Origin of the sequence: Leeuwenhoekiella sp. H156 (assembly GCF_052218455.1) — a bacterium.
GTDB lineage: Bacteria > Bacteroidota > Bacteroidia > Flavobacteriales > Flavobacteriaceae > Leeuwenhoekiella > Leeuwenhoekiella parthenopeia.
Genome location: NZ_CP197499.1, coordinates 395167 through 420765 on the forward strand (window position 1 = coordinate 395167; position 25599 = coordinate 420765).

Annotated in this window: 23 protein-coding genes; 15 read left to right on the forward strand and 8 right to left on the reverse strand. The window is 41.4% G+C overall.

All coding sequences use genetic code 11. The annotated features are described in order from the left end of the window. Positions 1–228 precede the first annotated feature (228 nt). Positions 229–1416 carry a glycine C-acetyltransferase gene (gene kbl / locus ACSSS3_RS01605; protein ID WP_442846185.1) on the reverse strand — a complete coding sequence of 396 codons (1188 nt, stop codon included), beginning with the start codon at positions 1414–1416 and terminating at the stop codon, positions 229–231. A gap of 11 nt (positions 1417–1427) precedes the next feature. After that, a complete protein-coding gene (locus ACSSS3_RS01610; RefSeq protein WP_442846186.1) occupies positions 1428–2390 on the reverse strand; it encodes an NAD-dependent epimerase/dehydratase family protein in 963 nt (320 codons plus the stop codon). A gap of 164 nt (positions 2391–2554) precedes the next feature. On the opposite strand from ACSSS3_RS01610, the gene ACSSS3_RS01615 reads away from it, so the two are divergent. The 6 genes from ACSSS3_RS01615 (at position 2555) to ACSSS3_RS01640 (ending at position 7671) form a co-directional block, all read left to right on the forward strand. Then, the gene (locus ACSSS3_RS01615; RefSeq protein WP_228231764.1) at positions 2555–3016 is read left to right on the forward strand and encodes an Lrp/AsnC family transcriptional regulator; all 462 of its coding nucleotides are present in this window, start codon (positions 2555–2557) and stop codon (positions 3014–3016) included. An 839-nt stretch (positions 3017–3855) separates the two neighbouring features. Next, positions 3856–4608 (forward strand): sensor histidine kinase, encoded by a 753-nt coding sequence (locus ACSSS3_RS01620; RefSeq protein ID WP_228231770.1) that lies wholly within the window; start codon positions 3856–3858, stop codon positions 4606–4608. After that, complete coding sequence (locus ACSSS3_RS01625) at positions 4605–5279, forward strand: LytR/AlgR family response regulator transcription factor (RefSeq protein WP_442846187.1); 675 nt, start codon at positions 4605–4607, stop codon at positions 5277–5279. Before ACSSS3_RS01620 ends, ACSSS3_RS01625 begins: the two co-directional genes overlap by 4 nt. Positions 5280–5285: 6 nt before the next feature. Further along, positions 5286–6461, forward strand: coding sequence for a hypothetical protein (locus ACSSS3_RS01630; RefSeq protein WP_228231766.1), 1176 nt, complete (start codon positions 5286–5288; stop codon positions 6459–6461). A gap of 70 nt (positions 6462–6531) precedes the next feature. Beyond that, the gene (locus ACSSS3_RS01635; protein ID WP_442846188.1) at positions 6532–7122 is read left to right on the forward strand and encodes an RDD family protein; all 591 of its coding nucleotides are present in this window, start codon (positions 6532–6534) and stop codon (positions 7120–7122) included. A gap of 102 nt (positions 7123–7224) precedes the next feature. Then, a complete protein-coding gene (locus tag ACSSS3_RS01640; RefSeq protein ID WP_228231768.1) occupies positions 7225–7671 on the forward strand; it encodes a DUF4349 domain-containing protein in 447 nt (148 codons plus the stop codon). On the opposite strand, the gene ACSSS3_RS01645 is transcribed toward ACSSS3_RS01640, so the two are convergent. Both ACSSS3_RS01645 and glyA read right to left on the reverse strand, forming a co-directional pair. Then, the gene (locus ACSSS3_RS01645) at positions 7661–8074 is read right to left on the reverse strand and encodes a hypothetical protein (protein WP_442846189.1); all 414 of its coding nucleotides are present in this window, start codon (positions 8072–8074) and stop codon (positions 7661–7663) included. The genes ACSSS3_RS01640 and ACSSS3_RS01645 overlap by 11 nt on opposite strands. A gap of 142 nt (positions 8075–8216) precedes the next feature. Then, complete coding sequence (glyA, locus tag ACSSS3_RS01650; protein ID WP_228231228.1) at positions 8217–9491, reverse strand: serine hydroxymethyltransferase; 1275 nt, start codon at positions 9489–9491, stop codon at positions 8217–8219. Between the two features lie 109 nt (positions 9492–9600). Here glyA and fahA point away from each other — a divergent pair, with 109 nt between their 5' ends. From fahA to ACSSS3_RS01670, 4 genes are all read left to right on the forward strand, one after another. After that, positions 9601–10893: a fumarylacetoacetase gene (gene fahA / locus ACSSS3_RS01655; RefSeq protein WP_442846190.1), complete on the forward strand. Its 1293-nt coding sequence runs from the start codon at positions 9601–9603 to the stop codon at positions 10891–10893. A gap of 282 nt (positions 10894–11175) precedes the next feature. Continuing rightward, positions 11176–11778, forward strand: coding sequence for a nicotinamide riboside transporter PnuC (pnuC, locus tag ACSSS3_RS01660; RefSeq protein ID WP_442846191.1), 603 nt, complete (start codon positions 11176–11178; stop codon positions 11776–11778). Further along, positions 11756–12760: an acyl-CoA dehydrogenase gene (locus tag ACSSS3_RS01665; protein ID WP_442846192.1), complete on the forward strand. Its 1005-nt coding sequence runs from the start codon at positions 11756–11758 to the stop codon at positions 12758–12760. Before pnuC ends, ACSSS3_RS01665 begins: the two co-directional genes overlap by 23 nt. Before the next feature lie 468 nt (positions 12761–13228). Beyond that, positions 13229–13537, forward strand: a complete 309-nt coding sequence (locus tag ACSSS3_RS01670; RefSeq protein WP_442846193.1) for a putative toxin-antitoxin system toxin component, PIN family — start codon at positions 13229–13231, stop codon at positions 13535–13537. A 276-nt stretch (positions 13538–13813) separates the two neighbouring features. On the opposite strand, the gene ACSSS3_RS01675 is transcribed toward ACSSS3_RS01670, so the two are convergent. Further along, on the reverse strand, positions 13814–14821 hold the full coding sequence (locus ACSSS3_RS01675) for a 3-oxoacyl-ACP synthase III family protein (RefSeq protein ID WP_442846194.1): 1008 nt from the start codon (positions 14819–14821) through the stop codon (positions 13814–13816). Between the two features lie 389 nt (positions 14822–15210). On the opposite strand from ACSSS3_RS01675, the gene ACSSS3_RS01680 reads away from it, so the two are divergent. Continuing rightward, complete coding sequence (locus tag ACSSS3_RS01680) at positions 15211–17661, forward strand: prolyl oligopeptidase family serine peptidase (protein ID WP_442846195.1); 2451 nt, start codon at positions 15211–15213, stop codon at positions 17659–17661. A gap of 159 nt (positions 17662–17820) precedes the next feature. Then, the gene (locus ACSSS3_RS01685; RefSeq protein ID WP_442846196.1) at positions 17821–18534 is read left to right on the forward strand and encodes a carboxypeptidase-like regulatory domain-containing protein; all 714 of its coding nucleotides are present in this window, start codon (positions 17821–17823) and stop codon (positions 18532–18534) included. A 4-nt stretch (positions 18535–18538) separates the two neighbouring features. Here the strand turns inward: ACSSS3_RS01685 and ACSSS3_RS01690 are convergent, their stop codons facing one another. After that, positions 18539–20101: a glycoside hydrolase gene (locus ACSSS3_RS01690; protein WP_442846197.1), complete on the reverse strand. Its 1563-nt coding sequence runs from the start codon at positions 20099–20101 to the stop codon at positions 18539–18541. Positions 20102–20360: 259 nt separating this feature from the next. Here ACSSS3_RS01690 and ACSSS3_RS01695 point away from each other — a divergent pair, with 259 nt between their 5' ends. The 3 genes from ACSSS3_RS01695 to ACSSS3_RS01705 all read left to right on the forward strand — a co-directional run bounded on the left by ACSSS3_RS01695 (position 20361) and on the right by ACSSS3_RS01705 (position 22591). Further along, the gene (locus ACSSS3_RS01695; protein WP_228231236.1) at positions 20361–21338 is read left to right on the forward strand and encodes an acyl-ACP desaturase; all 978 of its coding nucleotides are present in this window, start codon (positions 20361–20363) and stop codon (positions 21336–21338) included. A gap of 164 nt (positions 21339–21502) precedes the next feature. Further along, a complete protein-coding gene (locus ACSSS3_RS01700) occupies positions 21503–22234 on the forward strand; it encodes a hypothetical protein (protein WP_442846198.1) in 732 nt (243 codons plus the stop codon). A gap of 12 nt (positions 22235–22246) precedes the next feature. Further along, positions 22247–22591: a hypothetical protein gene (locus ACSSS3_RS01705; RefSeq protein WP_442846199.1), complete on the forward strand. Its 345-nt coding sequence runs from the start codon at positions 22247–22249 to the stop codon at positions 22589–22591. A gap of 389 nt (positions 22592–22980) precedes the next feature. On the opposite strand, the gene ACSSS3_RS01710 is transcribed toward ACSSS3_RS01705, so the two are convergent. Both ACSSS3_RS01710 and ACSSS3_RS01715 read right to left on the reverse strand, forming a co-directional pair. Next, entirely contained in the window at positions 22981–23652 is a 672-nt protein-coding gene (locus ACSSS3_RS01710) for a response regulator (protein WP_442846200.1), read from the reverse strand. Further along, a complete protein-coding gene (locus tag ACSSS3_RS01715; RefSeq protein ID WP_442846201.1) occupies positions 23649–25559 on the reverse strand; it encodes an ATP-binding protein in 1911 nt (636 codons plus the stop codon). Before ACSSS3_RS01715 ends, ACSSS3_RS01710 begins: the two co-directional genes overlap by 4 nt. Positions 25560–25599 lie beyond the last annotated feature (40 nt).

The following is a 25599-nucleotide window of genomic DNA, read 5'->3' on the forward strand; positions in this document are numbered from 1 at the left end:
ATGATCTAAAATAATTTTTTTTAGCAAAAAAACAACACTCTTTAATCCTAAATTTAATCTTTCATTTATACTATTTTACTTACAAATTTCATTTCAGCTTTAAAAAAAGCGATAAATGAATTGCTTTTAAAGTTAAAACTTATGATTTCGAGTATTGACCACTCTGTATATTGAATAAAAAAACCCGGCCTTAGCCGGGTCTATAGTTTTATGTGTTTGTCTGGTGTATTAAATCACACCAAGTGCTTTACCTACTTTGGTAAAAGCAGCAATGGCTTTTGTGATATGCTCATCTTCATGAGCTGCAGAAAGCTGCACGCGAATACGCGCTTTTTCTTTAGGCACAACGGGATAAAAGAACGCGATTACATAAATGCCTTCATCTAGTAATCTGGCTGCAAACTCCTGCGCCAGTTTAGCATCATACAACATAATCGGAACGATAGGATGTTCTCCCGGGATAATATCAAAACCGGCTTCGGTCATTTCGCTTCTAAAACGTTTCGCATTGTTCTGCACTTTGGCAATTAAGTCACCGGAAGCGCTTATCATATCTAATGCCTTAATAGAAGCACCTGCTATAGCGGGAGCTAATGTATTTGAAAACAGATACGGTCTTGATTTTTGACGCAACATAGCTACAATTTCTTTGCGAGCTGCGGTAAAACCGCCCGAGGCACCGCCAAGGGCTTTCCCATAAGTACCCGTAATGATATCAACACGACCCATTACTTTATTATACTCATGAGTTCCTTTACCGCTCTCACCAATAAATCCTGTGGCATGACAGTCGTCTACCATTACCATAGCGTCATACTTTTCGGCCAGATCACAAATTTTGTCGAGTTGTGCAATCGTACCATCCATAGAGAATACTCCGTCTGTAACGATCAATCGTCTGCGGGCCCCCGAAGCCTTCTTCAGTTCTTCCTCTAAAGCCGCCATATCATTGTTTTTGTAACGATGGCGTTGCGCCTTACAAAGTCTGATACCGTCTATGATGCTGGCATGATTCAATTCATCTGAAATGATCGCATCTTCTGCGGCAAGAATGGGCTCAAAAAGTCCGCCATTGGCGTCAAAGGCAGCTGCATATAAAATGCAGTCTTCCATCCCTAAAAACTCGGCAGTTTTACGCTCCAGTTCTTTGTGAATATCCTGCGTTCCGCAAATAAAGCGCACCGATGACATCCCATAGCCGTGGCTTTTTATCGTATCTATACTGGCTTCAATAATATCGGGGTGTGAAGAAAGCCCGAGGTAATTATTTGCGCAAAAATTGAGCACCTCGCTACCTTGCTGGGTATTTATAGCTGCACTTTGTGGCGTGGTGATGATGCGCTCCTCCTTGTAAAGACCGGCATCGCGTATTTCTTCTAATTCGTTTTGTATTTCTGATCGTACTGATGTAAACATGAATTCTTTTTTTAAGCGTGCATTAACGCATTAGTTCTCTTTTTTTGTTCCAGACGGTAGAGCATTTCTTCGGTCATGCGCTCTAAATCATATTCCGGCTCCCAGCCCCAGTCCATCCGGGCGGCTGTATCATCTAAAGCGATAGGCCAGCTTTCGGCAATCTGCTGTCTGAAATCGGGCTTGTAAGTCACCTCAAAATCGGGATTGTGTTTTTGTATTTCTTCGGCAATCATTTCGGGCGAAAAGCTAATACCCTGAATATTATAACCCACCCGTCTGATGGAACGTCTGGGAGCTTCCATCATTCTTAAAGTTGCATTGATGGCATCTTCCATATACAACATAGGCAATTGCGTATCAGGCTTCAGATAGCATTCAAAATTCTCATGATTTACGGCTTTGTGAAAAATAGCAACCGCATAATCTGTAGTACCGCCTCCGGGCATCGCCTCGTGACTGATCAATCCCGGATAGCGCAGGCATCGCACATCCATCCCATAACGGCTGTTGTAATAACTTGCCCAGTTTTCGCCAGCTACTTTACTAATGCCGTAAACGGTAGTTGGGTTTAATGGAAAGTCATTTGAAGTACTGCCGCTGCGCGAATCTGGGCCAAATACGGCTATCGAACTCGGGAAAAATATTTTTCTGATGCCGTTAAGCCGTGCAGCTTCAAGGACATTAAAAAGGGTTGAATTATTTAAATCCCAGGTTTTAAGAGGCTCCTGCTCCCCTTTTGCCGATAAAATAGCTGCGAGATGGTAAATTTCGGTAACCTGATGTTCTCTGATAACCGTATCAATCGCTTCAAAATCGGTAGCGTCAAGGGTTTGGGTAGCACAGCCAAAGTTGTCCTGTACCTTTAAATCTGTAGCGATTACCGCTTCGGCGCCGTAATGATAAATAAGCGCCTGAGTGAGGGCGGTCCCCAACTGACCGAATGCCCCTGTAATAAGAATTTTTTGTGCTTTCATAACCTCTATTTTCACTATAAAATTACCAAACACAGCTGTCTTTCAAGTTAAATTACTGCTAATCTCTAATAATTAAGTATTTTTAACTGCGATTAATAGGTTTTAAAGATTTTTATTTTAAAAGCCGAAAACCAGAACCCCTTTACCAGTAAATTTTGCTGCTTATGGAAGTACTTGATGAAACCGATCTAAAAATTTTGCGCATTTTACAGGAAGATGCCAAAAAGACCACCAAAGAAATCGCAGAACAACTGCATCTCACCGCATCCCCGGTGTATGAGCGCATCAGAAGGCTTGAGAAAAAAGGCTACATCAAGAGCTACGTAGCCCTGCTCGATAAAAAAATGCTAAACCGCCCGGTGACCGCGATTTGCATGGTATCGCTACGCTATCATAACGAGGGCTTTATCGACACCTTTGAGCAGCAAATTAAAGAACTTGTGGAAGTGCAGGAATGTTATCATATGGCGGGTAAAGTAGACTTCTTCCTCAAGATTCATCTGGAAAGTCTGGATATGTACCACGAGTTTGTACGTTCAAAATTATCTCGTATCGCCAATATTGGGGTTTTGGAAAGTTATTTTGTACTAAAGGAAATCTACAATACCACGGCGATAGATATTTAATTTTTATTCCTGTATGCCCCGCTTTTTTCCTTTATCGGGGGGTAGAAAATCTTATCTAAAACATCAATCTACCGAAGCATCCCATTTTTATACCTATTTAAAATGCAGCCAGTACTTTAGCCTTAACAAATTCAAAAATTATGGTTCTGCGATCACTGTTTGATAAAAAAGAAAGGCTTCGGCTCTCTCCACGGGAAATTATTATTCACTGCTTGTTTTTTATACTGGGACTGGGTTACCTCTTTTATTTCTTTCCAGAATGGTATGTTAATCGCTATCACATTTTTGCGCCTTTCATCCTTGCAAGTATAGATGTTTTAACTTTTTATCTGTTTTTTGGAGTTCTTTCATTACTTAAAAAAAGAAAGTTACTAGCCGTCCCATTTCTGTTTATAGTTGCTGGTTTATTTCTCTACTATTCCAGTGCGGTTAATGCTGCCCGGATGATGCATACTGTATTTAAAGTTGATGAGGCTCCCTTATTCTTTAACAAAACCTGGATTTTAGCTACACTACCCCGCTTACTTGTGGTACTGGGTGCATCTCTGCTGTATTTTGGACTACTCCGATGGAAAATTATTACGAAGGGATTTCAGAAGTATATCAATCTTGAGTTCACTCTTAATTTCATTGCTGTATTGATATTTTTAGCCTTCCAACTACCTACTAATTTTGATCGTACCTTTTTTGAGGCCTTAACTGTACTCCTTTTCTTTATTGCTCTATTTTATACTGGAGTATTTGGACTATCAGTATTTCTTTTTAAGCAAAAAAAATATGCCAAGTCCATTTTATTCTTAATGCTGTGCTATTTTATTTACAACGCAACTATTTTACTAATGCTCTACCTGCGGGATGAAGTTCCACCTAAAGAATTTAATCTTTATTCTGATTTCCTTATACCGATTTCAAAAGCATTCCTGATATGTATAGCGCTAAGTTTAACTTATGGAGGTATTCGCCATCTAGTTATCAGCCGCTTTAAAAAAACGAAAGAAGCACTTGGCAAATCTACTTCTGAACTATTACTATTAAAATCCCAGGTTAATCCGCACTTTTTGTTTAATACCTTAAATACGCTTTATGCAACCGCGCTTGAAGAAGACGCTACTGTCACGGCCAGCGCTACAGCAAAACTGGCAAATCTGGTGCGCTATATGCAGCAGGATATGCAGCAGGAATTTATTCCATTGGAGCGGGAAGCAGGTTATGTTTCAGATTATGTAAACATTCAAAAACTGCGCATTGCCTCTCCGCTGGAGGTCAATACTTCCCTTGATAATTTAGAAGGAGTACAAATCAGTCCGGGATTGTTGATTCCCTTTGTGGAAAATGCTTTTAAATATGGCATTGACCCAGATAAAATCTCTAGTATCGATATAGACCTTAGGGTTGAAAACAAACGCATTCATTTTTGCTGTAAAAATAGCTTCAACCCACAACAAACCACCTACTACCGCGAAAAAGGTTTTGGGATAGGCATACAAAACACCCGCGAGCGCCTGGAGCTTATCTACCCCAACCGGTATGAGCTTAAGATCGAAAAAACCGAAAACCTGTTTAAAGTAAACCTATACATCAACACCTTATGATACGTGCCATAGCCATAGACGATGAGCCCAAAGCCCTAAGCATTATACGGCATCACGCAGCAAAAACGTCCGCATTAGAATTGGTCAAAGCCTTTAATGATCCCATTCAGGCCCTACATTTCCTGAACACCCATGAAATTGACCTGATCTTTTTGGACATTAATATGCCAAAACTATCCGGCTTTGATTTGTTGAGCCAGCTTGACCGCCAGCCACTGGTTGTTATTACTTCGGCCTATGCCGAATATGGAGTGAAGAGCTACACCTTTGAAGTTGTAGATTACCTCTTAAAGCCTTTTGAACTCGAACAATTTGCCCGTGCTATTGATAAAGCCCTTGCCCGCCACACCCTCACCAGCGGGCACAAAAGCATTCTGCTTAGGGATGGGTATGATCAGGTGCTGGTACAAACGGCTGAAATAAACTACATCAAAAGCGACGGCAATTACCTGGATGTATTTGTGGAAACCAAAAAACTGAGTCCTCGAATGACTTTTACAGAGCTCTTAAACCTGCTGCCGGAAGCGCATTTTGCACGCGTGCACAACTCCTATGTAGTAAACCTGAACAAAGTACAAAAACTGCAAACCGGAGCGCTCCAGCTGGGCGAACATACCATCCCGGTGAGTAACTCATATAAATCTCTTGTAGAAGCAAAACTTAAATCCTAACCCGTTATGATTTCAATTCTAAAACGTTCAAAACCTTTATTCTTAGGGACCTTTCTAGTGCTCCTTAGTGTCATAACCAGTTGTGATTTTAAGCCCGAAGGCTATCAAATTTATACCGGCAAGGAGCCTGTATTGAATCTAAATATTACAGATTATAAAAATCAGGTATTACATTTAGAAAAAATGCGCATTGGTAAATCTAATTATAGACATTCTTATTCAATTCCTCTGAATAAAATGGATTTGACCCCACCCGAGTATTTGATGTTTTATGAAGGTGAACTGCTTAAAATCTATACCACCAGAGATAACGATGATAATCCTTTTTTAGATTTACCAAAGCCTGATACCCTCGGGGTTTTAAAACTCGTGGATTATAATGGTTTAAACATTGAAGGGAACCTCAGTAACGGATTAGGACCTAAAAACATTGTTCAATCTTCTGACGATAGAAAAATCATAAATTATGTATCCCAATTAGAAGTTTTTGAAGAAAGAATAAGGCTATCTGATACAGATTTTAATTACGAGAATTTGAAGAAAGAATATGAAGATATAAATACATACATTCAAAATTCCATTGACAATTTATATTATGTGCCGCTCTTTATCACCTATTTGGAACTTGCAGCGAGTGCAGATTTAATCAGTCAGGATGTTTTTATAGATAAGTGCTCGTGTAGTTATAATCCTGATGAATTTACCGGAAAACGCTTAGTTAATCTTTATTATGGTAAATTAATAGACCTTCCTTTCTTCTCACCGGGTCATGAACTGAAGTCCTATGAAATAACTGATGATTACGTAGATACTATCTTAAAGAATGATTCCGATAAGATCAAAATTATTATTAACGATTCTAATGATGAGAATGAAAAATTGCAACTGCTACGTATCAAGTCTAATATTGAAGAAAATTATTCCAACGAGGTTTCCCTATTAACAATACCGTATGGGAAAAACATTATACAAGTTGGGAATATTTACCACAACTCTGAATACTACAAGCTTTTACAGGATAATAAACGCGCAAAATTTTACCCCAAAACTAAACCTTTAACCACCATCATTATTGACAAGGACAACACCGTCCTATTGAATACTATGGCAGATGATGATCTGGAACTCAAAGTTGAAAGTATTCTGGAATACTTAGAAAAACAAGACGTTGTTGAAGATTAAAAAATCCAATTTAAAATTAATAATCGGGCTATTTTCCTCATTGTCGTATTTTAGCTTTCAAAAAAATTGAATGAATAATTACGCTCAACGATTTAAAAACCTTTCCGATAAAGAACTTGTACGCATTGTCACGGTAGAAGTTCATAAATACGAGCCGGAAGCGGTTAAAGCTGCTGAAGCTGAGCTGTCCAAACGCGGCATAGGCAAACTCAAAATGGCCGAACTTGTCAAAGAAGTGGCACAGGAAAATACCGCGGTACAGGAAATTCAGGATTATGTGAGCAGTTCAACGATGCGCTTTACCAATTTTTGTATCGATTTTGTAGTCTACATTGTTTTGGTACTGGCAGGAAGTCTGGCTCTTGATTCGGTTTTTGTAACCACAGAAAGTGATTTGATTTTAGGCATCGGTTACTTTATGATGTTTGTGATTTTTATGGCTTATTACGGCCTAAGTGAATTCTATTTTCAGAAAACAGCCGGAAAGTATGTTACCAAAACTATTGTGGTGACTAAAGAGGGGGCAAAACCCGATGCTACAACCATCATCATCCGCACGCTTTGCAGACTTATTCCTTTTGACCGGCTTTCATTTTTGATCACCAAAAATGGCCTGCACGATCGCTTTTCAAACACAACCGTCATTCGGGAGAAGGATTAAAACAACACTAAAAATATCTAGATCCGGATAAAATATTTTCTACCCAAGTAGATTATCGTATTGGATTTTTAGCCTAATTTCGCCGGCCTTAAAAACCCTTGTATGCAAAAAAAGCAACTCATTCAGGAACTCCACAACCGGCTAAATGCACGGCTTACCCAATTGAAGGAAACTCGCGACGGATTAATAGAATCTCGTGAAAGCGAGGGTGGTAAAAGCAGTGCAGGGGATAAATATGAGACGGGTGTTGAGATGATTCAACAGGAAATGGAGCGTACTCAGGGGCAAATAGATCAGACCGAACGTCAAAAAGAGGCTTTAAATCGCGTAAGTCTAAGTCCAAATTCAATAATTGGAGAAGGCAGCCTCGTTTTAACCGATAAAGCTTCTTACTTCATAGGTATTCCTTTTGGCGAACTGAAACTGGAAACCGGAAATGTTTATTGCATCTCCAGCGCTTCACCTATCGGCGAATTGCTAACCGGTAAAAAACAAAATGATCAGGTTCAATTTCGCGATCAAAAGATTACGGTAAAAACTATTTATTAGTCTGCAAAAAAACAGACTCTGCAATCTTTAAGAGTGCATTAGGACAAATAGGTTTTTTAATACTTCCCTTCACCAAAGTGCTGTATGTAAAATCTGAACTTTGTGATGAAAGGACATCTTCTATCATAAATACCTGTATCGATTTACCCCATTCCGATTGAAACTTTTCGAGCTCTTCTAAAAATCTTGAAATACAGTAGGCTGAAAGATTCTGAGAAAGCAGAATCGTATCGGGGTATTCTTTATGAGTAAAACCCTGCTCTTTCAACAGGTACGCATAGCCTACCTCACACGAATCGAAATGTTTTACGATCAAACTTCCAAATTCGTTCTTGATTAAACGTTCAATCAGATCGCGGTTAACACGATCTTCATCAATTAAATACATCACCTTTGCTGACATAGAAAAATCTTAACTGAATTTGATAACTCGTTCAAAACAAGGTGCAAATAAACGTCTATAAAATATTTCTTAAGTTTTTTTTAACTAAAAAACCGACGTAAAACGCCGGTTTCGATACAATATACAAGTATAACTAAATCGATTAATGTTTAAACAATGGTCGGTGACCCATCATCGCATTTACCTGACCTGCAATCTCTTCCAGTTTATCATCATCCTGATAGTTCACCAGGGCCGCATCAATAAGCTCAACCACCTGCTTCATATCTTCTTCCACCAATCCACGGGTAGTTACCGCAGCAACCCCAATACGCATACCTGAAGTCACAAAAGGCGAACGGGTATCAAAAGGCACCATATTCTTATTCACCGTGATATCTGCCTTGCCTAATGCTTCTTCGGCATCTTTACCGGAAATGTCCTTATTTCTAAGATCGATAAGCATCATATGATTATCTGTTCCTCCTGAAATAATATCATAACCTTTGGCTACGAAAGCAGCAGCCATCACCGAAGCGTTTTTCTTAACCTGAACCATATAGTGCAAAAAGTCGTCGGTAAGGGCTTCGCCAAAAGCAATCGCCTTAGCGGCAATGATATGCTCTAAAGGACCACCCTGATTTCCCGGAAAAATCCCGCTGTCTAACAATGAAGACATCATACGCAGGCTTCCGTTTTTAAGCTTGATGCCAAATGGATTCTCAAAATCTTTACCCATAAGAATCATACCTCCACGAGGTCCGCGAAGGGTTTTGTGGGTTGTGGTAGTACAAATATGACAATGAGGCACCGGATCACCAATGATTCCTTTAGCGATAAGCCCGGCAGGATGTGCCATATCACAAAGCAGGATAGCTCCTACTTTATCTGCGATTTCGCGAAAACGCTTGTAATCAATCTCGCGACTGTAGGCCGAAGCTCCCGCAATAATCATTTTCGGCTTTTCTTTAACCGCAAGTTCTTCGATCTTATCGTAGTCCAAAAGACCGGTTTCCTGGTCTACTCCGTAAAATACGGGGTTGTATAAACGTCCCGAAAAGTTTACGGGTGACCCGTGCGTTAAGTGCCCGCCGTGAGCCAGGTCAAATCCTAAGAAAGTCTCTCCCGGTTTCATCACTGCATGAAAAACAGCGGTATTGGCCTGTGAACCTGAATGAGGCTGTACGTTTACATATTCAGCACCAAAAAGTTCTTTAGCGCGCTCTATGGCGATATTCTCAACCTCATCTACGACCTCGCATCCGCCGTAGTAACGCTTACCGGGATACCCCTCGGCATATTTATTAGTAAGTACAGAACCGGCAGCTTCCATGACCTGCTCGCTTACAAAGTTTTCTGAAGCAATTAACTCTAAACCATTGAGTTGACGTTGCTTTTCTTCCTGAATAAGATCAAAAATTTCGGTATCCCGTTGCATGCTTTATAAAGTTTGTTAAATTAGGTTCAAAAGTAGTGATTACAATTGGTTGGTACTATTTTAATTCTATATTTGAGCAGCCCTTTTACTAACACTTTATTAAAAATTTATGCCTACTAAAGCTAACGATCCCAAAAGAAAAACCTGGCTAGAGACTGCTGCAGACACAGACTTTCCTATTCAGAATATTCCCTTTGGCGTGTTCTTAACCCGAGATGACATCATCACCATAGGAACGCGAATCGGAGATTTTGCCATCGACCTGGGAGCGCTGCATCAATTGGGATATTTTAGTGAAATCCCGCTTACCGATGATATCTTTTTGCAAGACAGCTTAAACGATTTCATTGCCGACGGGCGTAAAACCTGGAGGGCCGTACGCAATCGTATTTCAGAAATTTTTGAAGCAAACAACCCGGAGTTACGCGATAACGCAGATCATCGCGATACGGTGATTTTTGCAATGGATGAGATCGAAATGCAACTGCCGGTACAAATAGGTGATTATACTGATTTTTACAGCAGTAAAGAGCACGCAACCAATGTGGGCTCTATGTTTCGTGATCCGGACAACGCGTTGCTGCCCAACTGGCTTCATTTACCCGTTGCCTACCATGGGCGCAGCAGTTCGATTATTCCTTCAGGAATATCGGTGCACCGCCCACAGGGACAAAAGCTGCCTAATGGTGCCGACAAACCCATTTTTGGTCCTTCAAGACAATTGGATTTTGAATTGGAAATGGCTTTTATCACCACAGCAGCAAATGAACTTGGTCAGCCCATTCCGGTAGATCAGGCAGAAGAATACATCTTTGGTCTTGTTTTGTTTAACGACTGGACTGCCCGCGACATTCAGCGCTGGGAATATATGCCGTTAGGACCTTTTTTAGGTAAAAACTTCGCCTCTTCGGTCTCCTGCTGGATTGTAACTCTTGATGCATTAGAACCTTATAGAACCAACAGTCCCAAGCCCGATCAGGAAGTACTGCCCTATTTAAAATACAGTGGTAAGAAAACCTTCGACATCAATCTTGAAGTGAGCATTCAGCCTGAAGGAAAAGAGGAAACCGTGGTTTGTAAATCAAATTTTAAACATCTGTATTGGAATATGAGCCAGCAACTGGCGCATCACACCATTAACGGTTGCCCGGTAAACAGTGGCGATATGATGGGCAGCGGTACTATAAGTGGTCCTACGCCCGACTCTTACGGCTCTATGCTCGAACTCAGCTGGAAGGGTTCAAAACCCGTTAAACTTAACGACGGCAGCGATCGCAAGTTTATAGAAGACCACGACACCGTTATTATGCGCGGCCATTGTGAAAAAGCCGGTGCAGTACGTATTGGTTTTGGTGAAATATCTACCAAAATCAAACCCGTATTTAAACCCAAGAAAAAATAAGCTTTAAAACCTAGTTCTATAAAACGCCTAAAATCTTCCCGATTTTAGGCGTTTTTAATTTGCAGACGGTTACCTTTGTCCTTCAATGGGGTGCTTGCCCGAAAAATGAAATCATTAAACTTTAATGCTTTCTCCCGGCAGGCTGAGATGATACCCGTGGGCACTTTGCCCAGTACCTGATCCGGATAATGCCGGCGTAGGGATTTTAAGCAAACAGGCAACACCTGTCTGCCGCCCCCCGGGCTCATCTCCTCATTGCATTTGGTAATCTAAAATCCGGTAATGGAGGACTTTTTAATGAATTTTGTGTGGCTGCAATGGATAGGCACCGCCTTTGGGATCACACAGGTTTTACTCGCGCGTCAAAACAACGTCAACAACTACATTTTTGGCATCATTGGTATTCTTATCAGTATTTGGGTACTCTACCATTCAAAGCTGTATGCCGATATTATACTACATCTGTATTATTTTGTGATGAGCGTTTACGGCTGGCTGTACTGGAAATTTGGTAAAAAACAAGAGGAAGCGCCCATCTCCTATTCAAGCCAAAAGGAGCATTTACAGGCTCTGGGGATTGTGGCTGGTTGTTTTGTGATCATGGTGTTTTGGCTCACCCGCTACACCAATTCAGACGTGCCCTATTGGGATTCGGTCGTGAGTGCATTTGCCTGGGCGGGTATGTGGCTGATGGCCCGTCGCAAAATCGAAAACTGGATTTACCTCAACATCAGCAACATCGTAGCCATACCCCTGCTCATTTACAAAGAATTATACATCTACGCCGGCCTTACCGGTTTTCTATTTTGCGTGGCTATTTCCGGTTATCTAAAGTGGCGAAAACTCATCCAAAAAGAACAACATGAACAACTTGTGCATACCTGAATTTGAAAAAGGTACCGAACGATTTTCTGCGGAAACCCTAAACTGGATTACGAGTCAGAATCTTTGGAATATTTGGGTGCCAAAACTATACGATGGCCGCGAATGCTCGTTTACTGAAGGTTTACAACTCCTGCAGCAACTCGCCAGACACGACGGAAGCCTGGGCTGGACGGTCACGCTGTGCAGCGGCGCTAATTATTTTGTGGGGAATTTACAACCGGAAACAGCTCAGCTTATTTTTACAGAGAATACGCAAAAACCCATTTTTGGCGGCAGTGGCGGTTTATTTGGCTACGCCGAAAAAGCAGGTGATAGCTACAGACTTTCCGGAACCTGGAAGTACGCTACCGGTGGACCGTACCTTACCCACGTAACCCTAAACGCGAAAATCACTCAGGGCGGAAAAGAACTGCTTCAGGAGGACGGAAGCCCGGTTTTTAAATCCTTTGTCATCCCAAAAGATGCGGTTAACCTCATCGACGACTGGAACACTATGGGAATGCAGGCTACCCGCACCTGTTCGTTTAGTATTGACCAGTACATCGCGCAGGAAGACCAAAGCTTTCAATACGATCATTTTTACCTGCCGCAGGCGATTTATAAAATCAATTTCCGGGTATTTGCCGACCTCACTTTATGGATTAACTATATTGGGATAGCGCAACATTTTGAAGAAGAATTAAACAGTTTAAAAGCCGAACTTGATTTCAAGGCATTAAGCGCTCAAGTTGCCAAAGCTGAAAAAGACTGTTTTGCTTTTGCCGCTCAGGTGGAAGACCGCATCGCTAACGAACAACCACTCGACCCGGAATTTATCGCAGAAATTCATCAAACTGCTGCAGCTTCGGTAAGGGAATTGTCAAGATCATTCATTGCGGTATATCCACATCTGGGCATCAACGCTGCTCGCGAAAACAATACCCTCAATCGTATTTTTCGGGATTACTTTACAGCCACCCAGCACCGCAATTTCACCCGCTAAAGCCGGGTTAAAAAATACAATTTTACAAAGCTTATTCTTTAGTTCAATGTCAGGCTGAGCCTGTTGAAGATGTCAGGCTGAGCCTGTTGAAGATGTCAGTCTGAGCCTGTTGAAGATGTCAGTCTGAGCCTGTCGAAGACCTTTTGCCCGTTTACATTTCGCCAGAGGCAAGGTGAGAATAAGTTTACTTATAGCAAGGAGTTATACTGCACAAAACCAAGAGCTTTAAAATGAAAAAATATGTTTAGATTTACATAAAAGCTGATATGGAACGTGTTCAAATAGACATATTGAATCCCATAGCAAAAAAATTGCTCAAAAATCTGGCTGACCTCAATTTGATTAAGATCCAGAAATCGACGCAATCCGATTTTTCCGAACTGCTCAAAAAATTCCGTTCAAAATCTTCGGAATCACCTTCTCTGGACGAAATAACGAAAGAAGTCGAAAAATTGAGAATAAAGCGAAATGCCAGGTAAGAGAATTATTCTCGACACCAACATTTGGATTAGCTTTCTGATCTCAATCAACCACAGCAAACTCGATTCATTACTGGAATCCGGAAAATTTATTCTATTATTCTCAAACGAGTCAATGGAAGAATTTCTTGAGGTAACACGCAGACCGAAATTCAAAAGATTCTTCTCAAAGAAAGATGTGACGAAATTACTTGAAACAATTGATGCTTTTGCCGAACTTATTCTAATCGAATCTGATGTAAGCCTGTGTCGTGATGAAAAGGACAACTTTCTATTAAATCTTGCCATCGATGGTTAAGCCGATTATCTCATAACCGGAGATCATGATTTGTTAGCCCTTAACAAAGTAAAAACCACTAGAATTCTGACATTTAGCAAATTTATTGAAATGACAGAATAAGCCTGCTGCGGGTAATCAGCCTAAAAATATATCAACATTATCAACCTCACATTTTGACAGGCGCAATTTGACACCTCTGGAATTTTAAATTATAAATATCTATAAAACAAAAACGGAGCAACTAAGTTGCTCCGCTTCGTATACATTTATTCCCCCTTCGGGGGTTAGGGGGCTCTACCACTTAATTATCGCACTCGCCCAGGTAAATCCGCTACCAAAGGCTGCCAGTACCAGCGTGTCGCCTTCTTTAATTTTACCTTCCTCCCAGGCTTCAGTCAGGGCGATGGGTATAGAGGCTGCTGTGGTGTTTCCGTATTTCTGGATGTTGTTATACACCTGATCGTCATTCAGCCTAAATTGCTTCTGTACAAATTGGGAGATGCGCAAATTAGCCTGATGCGGGATCAGCATATTTATATCTTTTGCGGTAAGTCCGTTTTGCTCCAGACCCTCGTTGATCACTTCCGCGAAGCGCACCACTGCATTTTTAAACACAAACTGTCCATTCATATAGGGATAATACGGAATATCTTCCTGCGGGTTTTTTTCAATCAGCTCAGGCACCCACTCCATCGTACTGGGACCTTTCAGCGATAGCTCAAGCGCGTGCTTCCCTTCACTGTGCAAATGGGTTGATAAAATCCCTTTAGCATTATCTTCTTCCCGGGTTAAAACCGCGGCTCCTGCCCCATCCCCAAAAATCACCGAAACGCTGCGCCCGCGGGTGGTCATATCAAGACCGCCACTGTGATTTTCAGAGCCAATCACCAACACGTTTTGGTACATACCGGTTTTGATAAACTGGTCTGCCACCGAAAGCGCATAGACAAAACCACTACACTGGTTGCGCACATCGAGTGCCGGTATGGTGCGCATCTCGAGCATTTCCTGCACCTGCACGCCACAACCCGGAAAATAATAATCGGGGCTCAGCGTCGCAAAAACGATCATATCAATATCCTGAGCGCTCATTTTTGCGCGTTCTAAAGCAATTTTGGCTGCTTTAACACCCATTACGGCTGTAGAATTACCGTCTCCATCTTTAATATGGCGGCGCTCTTTGATACCGGTGCGCTCCTGAATCCAGGCATCATTGGTATCCATGATTTTGGCCAAATCATCGTTGGTTACAATATTTTCGGGCACGTATGCGCCCATTCCGGCAATTCGAGAATTATACATAGTCTGTAAAAAATCTAGTTGAAATTAGGAACCTGACATAGATCAGGTCTTAAATGTCCCGAAAGATACTGTTTCTTCAATTTTAAATGTTTTAAAGTATTCCTCTTTAGCTATGCGTGCATAGTTTTTTAAAGTTGAACGTTCAGAGTGCAGAGTCAAAAGTTTCAGTGGGCAGTTGCAGGTTGCAGGTTAAAAATAAAAAACGATTGAACGATTGAACGATTGAACGATTGAACGATTAAACTTTTCCTCAAAAAACAGAAAAACGGAAACAAACAGAAAACGGCAAACCCTAAACTTTAAAAACATTTTGACTAAATTACCGAGCATTAGACCAATCGTTTTCCCGATTATCGATTTAATCCAAAAAAAAAAAGCACACTATTACTATGAAAAAACTCCATCTCCTCGGCGCATTCTTTCTGCTCACCGCCACTCTGGTAGCACAGGTAAATCTCGATTATCAAAAACCACCCAAAGAAATTCTTGAGCTGGTAGATGTACCCCGGGCGCCGGCTGTAGTGATGAATAACCAAGGCGATACCATGCTCCTCCTCTACCGGGACAGTTATAAAACCATCGCCGAACTTTCTGAAGAAGAACTACGCCTGGGCGGACTGCGTATTAACCCTAAAACAAACATCGGCAGCCGTACCACCTATTACAATGATGTAAAAATTAAAGGCGTTGACGAGATGGATGCGCGCAACATCAGCGGACTACCCGAAAATCCAAAGCTTAGCAACTTCAGCTGGTCGCCTGACGAACGTAAAATGGCTCTGACCAACACCACCGATACCGGGGTTGAAGTCTGGATTCTGGATCTGGAGAAGGCTTCGGTTAGCAAACTCACCGAGCCAACCTTAAATGCCAATATGGGAAATCCCATCAGCTGGTTTAAAGACGGAAAAAGTCTGTTATTGAATATGCTTCCGGCTACCCGCCAGGAATTGATCAATACCGCCGAAGCTGTACCTACCGGTCCTACCATTTCCACAAGCGATGGTTCTAAAGCGCAAAACCGCACCTATCAGGATTTGCTTCAGAATCCTAATGATGTAGCTAACTTTGAGCAACTGGCAACTTCGGTTTTGGTTAAAAAAGATCTTGATGGCACGTCAACCATCTGGCATACCGCAGATATGTTTACAAACGTGTCCTTTTCGCCCGATGGCGAATATGTTATGGTTACCAGCATTCATAAACCCTTTTCGTATATCGTGCCGTATTATCGTTTTCCGGAAACCGTAACGGTTTATAAAAAGGATGGTACCCAGGTAAAAGTGGTGAATGAAGTACCTCTTATTGAAGAATTACCGCAAGGTTTTATGGCTACTCAAACCGGCAAACGCAGCCTGAACTGGCGTGCTGATACTCCCGCAACTTTGGTATGGGTAGAAGCTTTAGACAACGGAGATCCTGAGGTTGATGTTCCGTATCGCGATCAGGTGTTTATGCAGGAGGCGCCTTTTACGAGCCCGGCTAAACCTGTGGTAAAAACCATAGGCCGCTACGCCGGTATTACCTGGGGTAATGATTCAACGGCTATAGCCTACGACAGATGGTGGAATACCCGAAATACCAAAACCTACACCTTCAATCCTGCTGATGCTTCGGCAGAACCGGTGCTGATTTCAGACCGAAACTACCAGGACACCTATAGTGATCCCGGTAATTTTGTAACCCACGAAAACGAATACGGGCGCAGTGTGCTTACGCTTATAGACGGAAATGCCTACCTCATTGGAGACGGTTTTAGCGAACGCGGACAGTTTCCATTCATAGATAAAGTGAATCTGGCAACTCAGGAAAAAGAGCGTATTTACGAATCGGCTTACACCGATAAGCTTGAAAATTTACAGGAAGCTCTGGATATGGAAGCCGGTAAAATCCTGGTGCGTATCGAAGCTCCTACCGAATACCCCAATTATTACATCCGCGATTTAAACGACAACAGCCTGAAGCAGATTACGCGATTTGAGAATCCATTTAAAAGTATTCAGGATGTACATAAAGAAGTGATCAAATACAAGCGTGATGATGGCCTCGAACTTTCCGGAACCTTGTATCTGCCCGTGGGTTATGATATGGAAAAGAAAGAGAAAAAACCGATGCTGCTGTGGGCCTATCCTACCGAATATAAAGACAAAAACAGCGCCGGGCAGACCACTTCAAACCCTAATGAGTTTACCTATCCGTATTACGGGTCTATGGTGTACTGGGTGACGCGCGGCTATGTGGTGCTCGACGATGCCTCGTTCCCCATTGTAGGTGAGGGTGATACCGAACCTAATGATTCGTTTATCAAGCAACTGGTTGCTAACGGAAAAGCTGCTATTGACGCAGTTGATGAACTGGGCTATATAGACCGAAATAAAGTCGCCGTTGGCGGTCACTCCTACGGAGCTTTTATGACGGCAAACCTGTTATCGCATTCCGATCTGTTTGCTGCCGGTATCGCCCGAAGCGGCGCGTACAACCGTACGCTGACGCCTTTTGGTTTTCAGTCTGAAGAGCGCAATTACTGGGAAGCACCCGAAATTTATTATGAGATGAGTCCGTTTATGCACGCCGATACGATGAAGACACCTTTACTTTTGATTCACGGTGTGGCCGATAACAACAGCGGGACCTATCCGTTGCAAAGTGAGCGCTATTTCAATGCTTTGAAAGGTCTGGGAGCTACCGCGCGCCTGGTGATGCTTCCTAAAGAAAGTCATGGCTATGCCGCTAAAGAATCTATTTTACATATGCTTTGGGAACAGGATCAATGGCTGGAGCAGTACGTAAAGAACCGCGAAGTCAATGAGATTAAACAAACAGAGGAAATTAAGAAGTAAGCAGTTGCAGTCTCAGTTGGCAGTTGCAGTCTCAGTTGGCAGTCTCAGTTGGCAGTTGCAGGTTGCAGGTTAAAAGTAAAAAACGATTGAACGATTGAACGATTGAACTTTTCCTCAAAAAACAGAAAAACGGAAAACCATAAACAGTAAACTCAAAAAATGCACTTCAAACTCCACATACCCGAACCCTGCCACGAAGACTGGTCGCAAATGAGTCCGCGCGAGCAGGGTAGATTTTGTGCAAGTTGCGCCAAAGAGGTGATTGATTTTACGGCGCTTTCGCGAAAGCAAATCACAGAAAAGGTACAATCCGGGAAATCCATTTGCGGGCGGTATCGCAAAGATCAATTGGAAACCGTCTATTTTATTCCGGAAAAGAAACCTTTTAAAAATCTGGGGATTGCTGCTGCGTTTACATCGCTGTTGGCTTTATGCGAACCGGCAATGGGGCAGGGAACCGAGGTTAAAACTGAGCAAACTCGAAATAGCCAAGAAAATAAAACAGAAGCCATAAAATTGACTCCTAAAAAAGATCTAATTATTGAAGGTACAGTTTTGGACCAAAATGATTATCCATTACCAGGTGCTAATATTATGGTCTCCGGAAATGACCGTGGAACAGTAACAGATTTTGATGGGAAATTTAAAATTGAAATCCCTTTAAACGAGACAGAAACCCAACATAAGCTCGTTTGTTCATTCATTGGTTTCAAAACTCAGGAAGTTGATCTAAAACGCACTCAGAATACATACAATTTAATATTGGCCGAAGATCCTGAATTGATGAGCTTAGGTATGGTTGTGGTAGGAGGAATTCAGGTTCAAAAGCGACGTACCAATAAGCCACGCTCCCGTTGGTCGCGCTTTCATTAAAAATTTATTTTTTCTGGCTTTTAGTGTTATCAATCACTACAGTCATTACAGACTCCGCAGGCACTGCGATTTGCTGCGCTTCAACTGCTTTAAACTGTAAATCTTCAGTTGCTGAAGTGGTATAGGTTTTAAAGCTTTGCTTCTCAAAATTTTCAGGAAGTGAAAGCGAAAGGGACTTTTCTTTAGCTGAATCATTTATCAAAACAAGCACAAGTTGGGATTCGTCGGGATTGGTATAAGCCGAATACTTTAGTTCTTCCGCCTTGCTGCCCCCTCGCTGTGCAATTGCTACCCGTTTAAAACCGGGACGTATAAACCGGCTGTAATTTCCCAGTACCCAAAGCATTTTGCTTTCGTAGAAATTACCATCCTGCTCGTTTTTGTCGATGTAGATCAGTCCGTCTTTGTAATCGTAGGCCGAAATAGCGGTCCACCAATGCCAGGCACTGGCCTGCGCATCTACCAGATCGCTGTGAATCACTTCCGCAAGATATAAAGCCGAAGTCATCCCCAGGTCGCGTTTATCACCTTCAATTTCGCCGGCGTTAGCTCCCAAAATGCAGTATTCAGACATCCAATAATCAAGATCGGGCACTTCATTGAGCTTGTTTCGCAGTTGTTCGCGCTTATTCACCCGTACCGAAGCCGGTGAAGTTGTAAAATAACTATGTCCCGAAATAGCGTGCCCCATACTTTTCAGTTTTCCGAGATAGTAAGGAGATTCCTTGCTGAAAAAAGCTTCAATCTGATCGCCTCTGCCAGGCTTCTTTCCGGTTTTGAAGAGGTAGTCTATTTGCGCAGCTTCGGCGATATCAATTGTGGTCGCGATCTTTCGGTCCTGAAAAACCGAATCAATTGCTTTTGAAATCTCAAAAATATCCTTATTCCAATACGGGTTTCCCTCCTGCCCGCCATCGGCCCAGTCCCACTGAGGCTCGTTAAACGGACTCACATAATCTACCTCTACATTTTTCGCCCGCATTCCCTCTATAACATCTGCGAGATAGGTTGCAAAAGCCGGGTAGTTTTCAGGCGCAATATTGCTCTGTGTTTTATCTGAAGTATAGGCCTTCCCATTACGGGTAAGATGCACGGGCGGACTGTTTAAAAACATCAATAACTGATCTGCACCCCGCTTTTGAGCGGCCTGAGCAATCCAGACCTGACTATCCAGTTTATCCCAGTCATAACCGGAACCATCCCAAAAATTAGGAGCCCGTCGCCAGGGATCGCGAATACCGCTTTTTCTCTCCTGCTCTGCACTCCCTGCACCCAGATTAAAGCGCCAGAGGGACAACCCAATTCCTTTTGGATTTCCTGCTTTATCCAGTTCCTGACTAAAAAGCAAATCGGCCATCGCATTGCGCTTTGCATCGGACCATAAGCCCACAAACTGTCCGGACCAGGCATCAGAAGCTCCAAAATTAGCAATGCTTTGAAAAACCTGATCTGCGTTTATATGCAGTACCACAGGCTGCTGCGCTGTAGCAGCATTCTGCTGAGATTGACAGGATAAACTTAGGAGAAGAAGCGCAAAACAGGATATTTTAAAAAAAGATGGCATCATAACTGCAGTATCGAATACGAGTAGGGCAAGTTACTTAATCAATATTAAATGTAATCTGTACAAGTAAAAAAATAATCGGTTGTAATCTGTACTTTTTACGCTACTTCCTGCTCGGTAAAAAGAGATAAAGCCCTTTTTACAGCATTTTGCAAACCACCTTGCAAACAACTTACTATGCGTGCACAGTAAGTCTTTTTAGGAACTCCCGTTTCTATGGCGTAAACACGTATTTTTACAACCCCTAATACACAAAAAAGCTATGCAATTATCAAACATACGCCTTGAGGTTATGCAGACTGTGGGTCAGTCTATGGATGAACTCATAAAAACCTATCTCAAGTCGGTTGAAGAAAACTGGCAGCCTACCGATATGCTGCCTGATGCGACCAATCCCGAATTTATAGATGAAGTCAAAGAAATTCAGGAGCTCTGTCGCGAGATGGATTATGATCTTTTTACCGTTTTGGTAGGCGATACCATTACCGAAGAAGCTTTACCTACGTACGAATCATGGTTAATGAGTGTGCAGGGGGTAGATCAGGTAAACGGAAACGGCTGGTCAAAATGGGTACGCGCCTGGACGGCTGAAGAAAACCGCCACGGCGATTTGCTTAATAAATACCTCTACCTCTCGGGCCGTGTAAATATGCGCGAGATGGAAGTGAGTACCCAATACCTCATCAGCGATGGTTTTGATATTGGTACCGGAATGGACCCTTATAAAAACTTTGTGTACACCAGCTTTCAGGAGTTGGCGACCAATGTTTCACACAGACGTGTAGCTTCCTTTTCCAGAAAACAGGGCAATAAGCAATTGGCTAAAATCTGTAATACGATTGCCAAAGACGAGGCACGTCATGCTTCGGCTTATATGGAATTTGTTCGCAGAATATTTGACTTGGATCCCAGCGAAATGATGCTGGCTTTTGAAGCGATGATGCGCAACAAGATTGTAATGCCGGCTATGTTTTTAAGAGAGTCTGGTCAGCAAATAGGTGAATTGTGGGAACACTTTTCTGACGCAGCTCAACGTTCTATGGTCTATACCACTCAGGATTACATCACTATTTTAAAATCATTGATTGCCGACTGGAAGATTGAAAACATCAAGGGGCTTAACGACAAAGGTGAACGCGCACGCGATTACGTGCTTAATCTGCCCGATCGTCTGGAACGCATCTCGCAACGTATTGTGGTTCCAAAACTGGATCATAAGTTTAAGTGGATTGCGACATAGAAAGCGATTACCTAAAATTAAAGAACCCTCCCAATTCAGCTGTATTGGGAGGGTTTCTTTATTTTATAAATAACTACTAAAAAACTCTTTACCAATATTAAAATACTGATTAATTCATCAATTAGAATAAATCAGTACATTTCGAAAGGATTTAAAAAATAAAAATGAAAAAGATCGCATCTCTCCTGTTACTGGTATTTATAGGCATATCCTGTTCTCCAAAAATTAAAAGCGCTCTCAGTGACACAAGCTATGCACCGCTCAATTTAAATGAACCCATATATATTATAGAGGTCGGTGCGGACTTACCCAAAAATTCTGCTTATGTAGGTGATTTAAAAATTGGTGATTCCGGGTTTACAACCGATTGTGGCTATGAGGTCGTGATCAACAACGCAAAATCAACAGCACAAAAGGCTGGTGCTAATTTTGTACAATTATTGGAAGTAAAAAAACCAAATCTAGGTAGCACTTGTTATCGTATAAAAGCAAAGCTTTACCGTAATAGGGATGCTCAGGCAATTGCTGACTATGATACTAAGGAAAAAGCTAAAAACAAATCCCGCCTACCCGCTAATGCCGATTATGCTTTAGTTCATTTTTATCGCCCTAAACAACTTGCCGGAGCGATGATTGGCTATAAGATTCGAATGGATAATGATAGTATCATAGGTCGCGTACGTAACGGAGAAAAGTTTGCTTTCAAAACTTCAAATTTTGGGAATCATACTTTTTGGGGAATTACTGAAGCCCGTGATTCGGTAGAAATTAATGTGCAAAAAGGTGAGGAATATTTTGTACGCTGTGCTATTACCATTGGAATTGCAGTGGGAAGACCTGAGCTAAATCTTACTCCAAATCACATAGGCGCTGAAGAGTTTGAAGCTATGAAATAATAAACTCAAAGAATGAATTTACAGGAATTAAAATCAGGTATTATCTGGTGGGAATCTAACCGCTATAAATTCAATTTGGGCGTTTTAATATTTGGTTTGATTGGTTTCTTTTGGTCCTGGGATGTTTATAACTACCATTTTACAGATCTTCTTATTGTTTTACGCTGGTTTATTGGCGCTAACCTATTCTATTCAAGCGGAATACTATTAGAAATAGCAGATTGGCATTATTTCAAAAACAAAATAGGTTTTAAAGATTACCGTATTCCCTTTGCTGTCATTGGTTTTATATTGGGATTTTTTTATACCCTATGGAATACCTGGATGTACTTCGGAAAGCCTTATCTAGTTATCTAAAGACATCATTTACTGATAATATATATACACCTTACTCTCATTCTTTAGGCTATCCCAATTCTTTTAAAAGAAACACATTTAACAGGTTTAGTAAAAACGGGTATCGCGATGACTACTGATTTTATAATTCTAATGGTGATTATTGGTTCAAAATTGAATTAGCCGACGGAACCCTTCAAAAGGAATATTTTACTTTGAAAAGGTAGCAGATTTAAATATCGCCTCAAATCTTTACAACACTTTTGAATTGCTAAATAAACCCGCTCATTACTATTCAATCAACCTTTACAACTTATACGTCACTTTAAACAAAAGGATTCTGGGCTGGATAAGTATTGGATCTTGACTGAATTTTATATGACCTTTTTCACACTTTTAAAACCCTGTTCTCAAATAAACCCCCTGTTCCGAGCTTCCAGAATAAGTTCGCGGTCAGACTCCCCTTCCACTTCAAAGAGAATTTTAAGATTGCGCTTACGCTTCTCTACACCTGCTTTAGACAGGTTTAAAATGTCACAGAGTTCGGTATTTTTTGTGCTAAGCGATAGTTCATATAACAACTTGCGATCTGTGCTATCAATATCAATATCAGCAACCAGATTCTTGCGCAGATGCTCGAGAACGGTTACGGTATAGTACGGAGGTTTTGAAATAAGACTTTGTATACCTCTGATAAGTTCACCGGGGGTCAAATCCCCTTTAAGCAAAAGGGCATCCGGGTCAATACCTTTTAAAATACTACGCAAACGGTAATGATCACTCAGGGAGGTAAGAATAGCTACTTTGGTTTCCGGGTACTTTTCGCGGATTTTCAATCCCAGATCTTCACCCGACAACAGGCTTTTATCGCTCCCCACCGGCAATTGCACATCCAGAAAGACCAAATCGCATTTGCTCATATAACTCTGATTGTTGTAAAAAGCACCCGCCTCATCCAGATTCAATGCAACCTCAATATTGAAAAGAACCGTTTTATCCTGAGCGATTTGCTCAAAAGCCTGTTTATAGGCATTTACAATTAATGGATGATCTTCTACGATTAAAACGTGAATGAGTTTCATAAGGGTATATTGAATGCTATTTGAGTTCCTGAAGAGTCTGAATGTATGTTAAGAGTTCCGCCTAGATCGGTAATGCGATACCGCAGATTTGTTAATCCGATCCCATCTTTTGCGGTTTTGGCTTCAAATCCCGCGCCATTATCTGCTATAGTTCCACTTAAAGTTTTCTCTTTCTGACGCAGTACAACCTTACAAACCGTGGCATTGGCGTGCTTCATCACGTTTTGCAGGCATTCCTGTATGATGTAGTAAATCGAAATTTTAACCGAATCCTCAAGGTTGCTAAAATCAATAGACTTTGAGATAGTCAGCTCAAAAGAAGTGGCCGTATGTTCATTGAATGTATCTATCAGTTTCTTGATCAGTTTTTCAACGCCGTCTTCTGAGGTCAGACTGTTTGAAACCAAATTATGGCTTACGTTTCGTATTTCGGCTTCAATATTTTGAAGTTCTTTAAGATGTGTTTCTGTAGAAGGATTATCAGATTCTATAAAACCCAGGGCCATTCGGGTACCAAACAACCTGCTGATTACCCCGTCATGGAGGTCTCTGGCTATACGCTCGCGTTCTTTAACCGCAGCGATTTCCACTTTTTTCTGTTGGTCAAGCAGCAGTTTAAACACCTCGGCATTTGATTCCTTAAGACTGTTTTGCATTCGGGCTTCAATAAGATTGGCTTTTTGCCTTTGCAAAAACAGAAATACGCCCAGTAAGGTTAGAAGCACAACAGCTGTAAAGCTGATCCAGACAATACGCTCGGTTAAGCTTTTATTCTTGTTTATGTATTGATCGGTTTCATAACGTATACGCGCAAATTTGCTGCGTATCCCGCGCTCATCGTTTAAAAGCTGTTCGTTAAGTACCAGATACCGGTCCAGATAGTCCTGATTCCCGGTAATATTATGAAGTTTTAATAAGGCCTCCAGCTCGTATTTTGCATTTTTTTCATCCTGAGCTAAAGCAAGCGCTGTTTGAAGATTAGATAGCGCACGGGCAGTATCTTCGGTGTCTAAATAATATTCCCCAAGTCGTATTCTACTCACCATTATCCCGGCTTTATGATCTATACTATCGCGTATATACAAAGCCTCCCGGGACGCCTTTAAAAAATCTTCAGATTGCCCTGCTTTTAATTGAATATACGCATAGTTGTCTAGAACCATCGCGTAAAGCTGAGTGTCCCATTGCTTAAGATCCTTTACAGCAAGAGCTTGCTCAATATAATTTAATGCCTCTTCGTAAAAACCATTTTCTAAATAAACTACTGCTATATTATTGAAACTGTTGGCTAAAAGCTCTTGATCAGTAATTTCTAAAGCTGTGTCAATTGCGAGCTTATGATGCTCGACCGCTTTATCAAAATCATTCAGCCCATTATAGATAATAGCCAGGTTATTATGAACGGCGTAAATGTCTTTTTTCTTTTTTTTAGGTAAAAGTTGCAGTGCTCTAAAAGAAGAATTTTCACTCCCTACATAATCACGGGCCTTTTCCTGCGAAACGGCCATATTAAGCATCATTTTTCCGGCTTTAGCGTAATCCTCCAACTCACTAAACTTCTGATAAGCCTTGTAGTAAGAGGCGTACGAACTATCTAAAAAAGATTCTTTTTCATAAAAATAAGCCAGATCCCAATAAGCATTAGCCTCCGTGGCTTTATCAGATAGTTTAATGGCGAGATTTATTGTTCTGGTATTAATTTTTCTAAAAAGTGTGGAATCTTTGGTAAGGTATTCTAGGGAAAGTTTTGAAAGTATGGAAAGTCTTAAACTATCATTGGGAATATGCCGATCCAAATTTTCTACTTCCTGTGGCGTAGCTTGAAAATCGGCAAGTATTTTTTCTTGTTCTTCGCTCTTTTTTTCTGTTGGCGGAAAACAGCTTGAAATTCCCAATAGTATCAGCAAGCCGATTAGTAATTTCTTTACACAAAAAAATGGAAAAAAT

Excerpts from the sequence above, each read along its gene's own strand:
- kbl (WP_442846185.1), bottom strand. The coding sequence starts at position 1,416 with ATGTTTACATCAGTACGATCAGAAATACAAAACGAATTAGAAGAAATA.
- ACSSS3_RS01610 (WP_442846186.1), bottom strand. The coding sequence starts at position 2,390 with ATGAAAGCACAAAAAATTCTTATTACAGGGGCATTCGGTCAGTTGGGG.
- ACSSS3_RS01615 (WP_228231764.1), top strand. The coding sequence starts at position 2,555 with ATGGAAGTACTTGATGAAACCGATCTAAAAATTTTGCGCATTTTACAG.
- ACSSS3_RS01620 (WP_228231770.1), top strand. The coding sequence starts at position 3,856 with ATGCTCTACCTGCGGGATGAAGTTCCACCTAAAGAATTTAATCTTTAT.
- ACSSS3_RS01625 (WP_442846187.1), top strand. The coding sequence starts at position 4,605 with ATGATACGTGCCATAGCCATAGACGATGAGCCCAAAGCCCTAAGCATT.
- ACSSS3_RS01630 (WP_228231766.1), top strand. The coding sequence starts at position 5,286 with ATGATTTCAATTCTAAAACGTTCAAAACCTTTATTCTTAGGGACCTTT.
- ACSSS3_RS01635 (WP_442846188.1), top strand. The coding sequence starts at position 6,532 with ATGAATAATTACGCTCAACGATTTAAAAACCTTTCCGATAAAGAACTT.
- ACSSS3_RS01640 (WP_228231768.1), top strand. The coding sequence starts at position 7,225 with ATGCAAAAAAAGCAACTCATTCAGGAACTCCACAACCGGCTAAATGCA.
- ACSSS3_RS01645 (WP_442846189.1), bottom strand. The coding sequence starts at position 8,074 with ATGTCAGCAAAGGTGATGTATTTAATTGATGAAGATCGTGTTAACCGC.
- glyA (WP_228231228.1), bottom strand. The coding sequence starts at position 9,491 with ATGCAACGGGATACCGAAATTTTTGATCTTATTCAGGAAGAAAAGCAA.
- fahA (WP_442846190.1), top strand. The coding sequence starts at position 9,601 with ATGCCTACTAAAGCTAACGATCCCAAAAGAAAAACCTGGCTAGAGACT.
- pnuC (WP_442846191.1), top strand. The coding sequence starts at position 11,176 with ATGGAGGACTTTTTAATGAATTTTGTGTGGCTGCAATGGATAGGCACC.
- ACSSS3_RS01665 (WP_442846192.1), top strand. The coding sequence starts at position 11,756 with ATGAACAACTTGTGCATACCTGAATTTGAAAAAGGTACCGAACGATTT.
- ACSSS3_RS01670 (WP_442846193.1), top strand. The coding sequence starts at position 13,229 with ATGCCAGGTAAGAGAATTATTCTCGACACCAACATTTGGATTAGCTTT.
- ACSSS3_RS01675 (WP_442846194.1), bottom strand. The coding sequence starts at position 14,821 with ATGTATAATTCTCGAATTGCCGGAATGGGCGCATACGTGCCCGAAAAT.
- ACSSS3_RS01680 (WP_442846195.1), top strand. The coding sequence starts at position 15,211 with ATGAAAAAACTCCATCTCCTCGGCGCATTCTTTCTGCTCACCGCCACT.
- ACSSS3_RS01685 (WP_442846196.1), top strand. The coding sequence starts at position 17,821 with ATGCACTTCAAACTCCACATACCCGAACCCTGCCACGAAGACTGGTCG.
- ACSSS3_RS01690 (WP_442846197.1), bottom strand. The coding sequence starts at position 20,101 with ATGATGCCATCTTTTTTTAAAATATCCTGTTTTGCGCTTCTTCTCCTA.
- ACSSS3_RS01695 (WP_228231236.1), top strand. The coding sequence starts at position 20,361 with ATGCAATTATCAAACATACGCCTTGAGGTTATGCAGACTGTGGGTCAG.
- ACSSS3_RS01700 (WP_442846198.1), top strand. The coding sequence starts at position 21,503 with ATGAAAAAGATCGCATCTCTCCTGTTACTGGTATTTATAGGCATATCC.
- ACSSS3_RS01705 (WP_442846199.1), top strand. The coding sequence starts at position 22,247 with ATGAATTTACAGGAATTAAAATCAGGTATTATCTGGTGGGAATCTAAC.
- ACSSS3_RS01710 (WP_442846200.1), bottom strand. The coding sequence starts at position 23,652 with ATGAAACTCATTCACGTTTTAATCGTAGAAGATCATCCATTAATTGTA.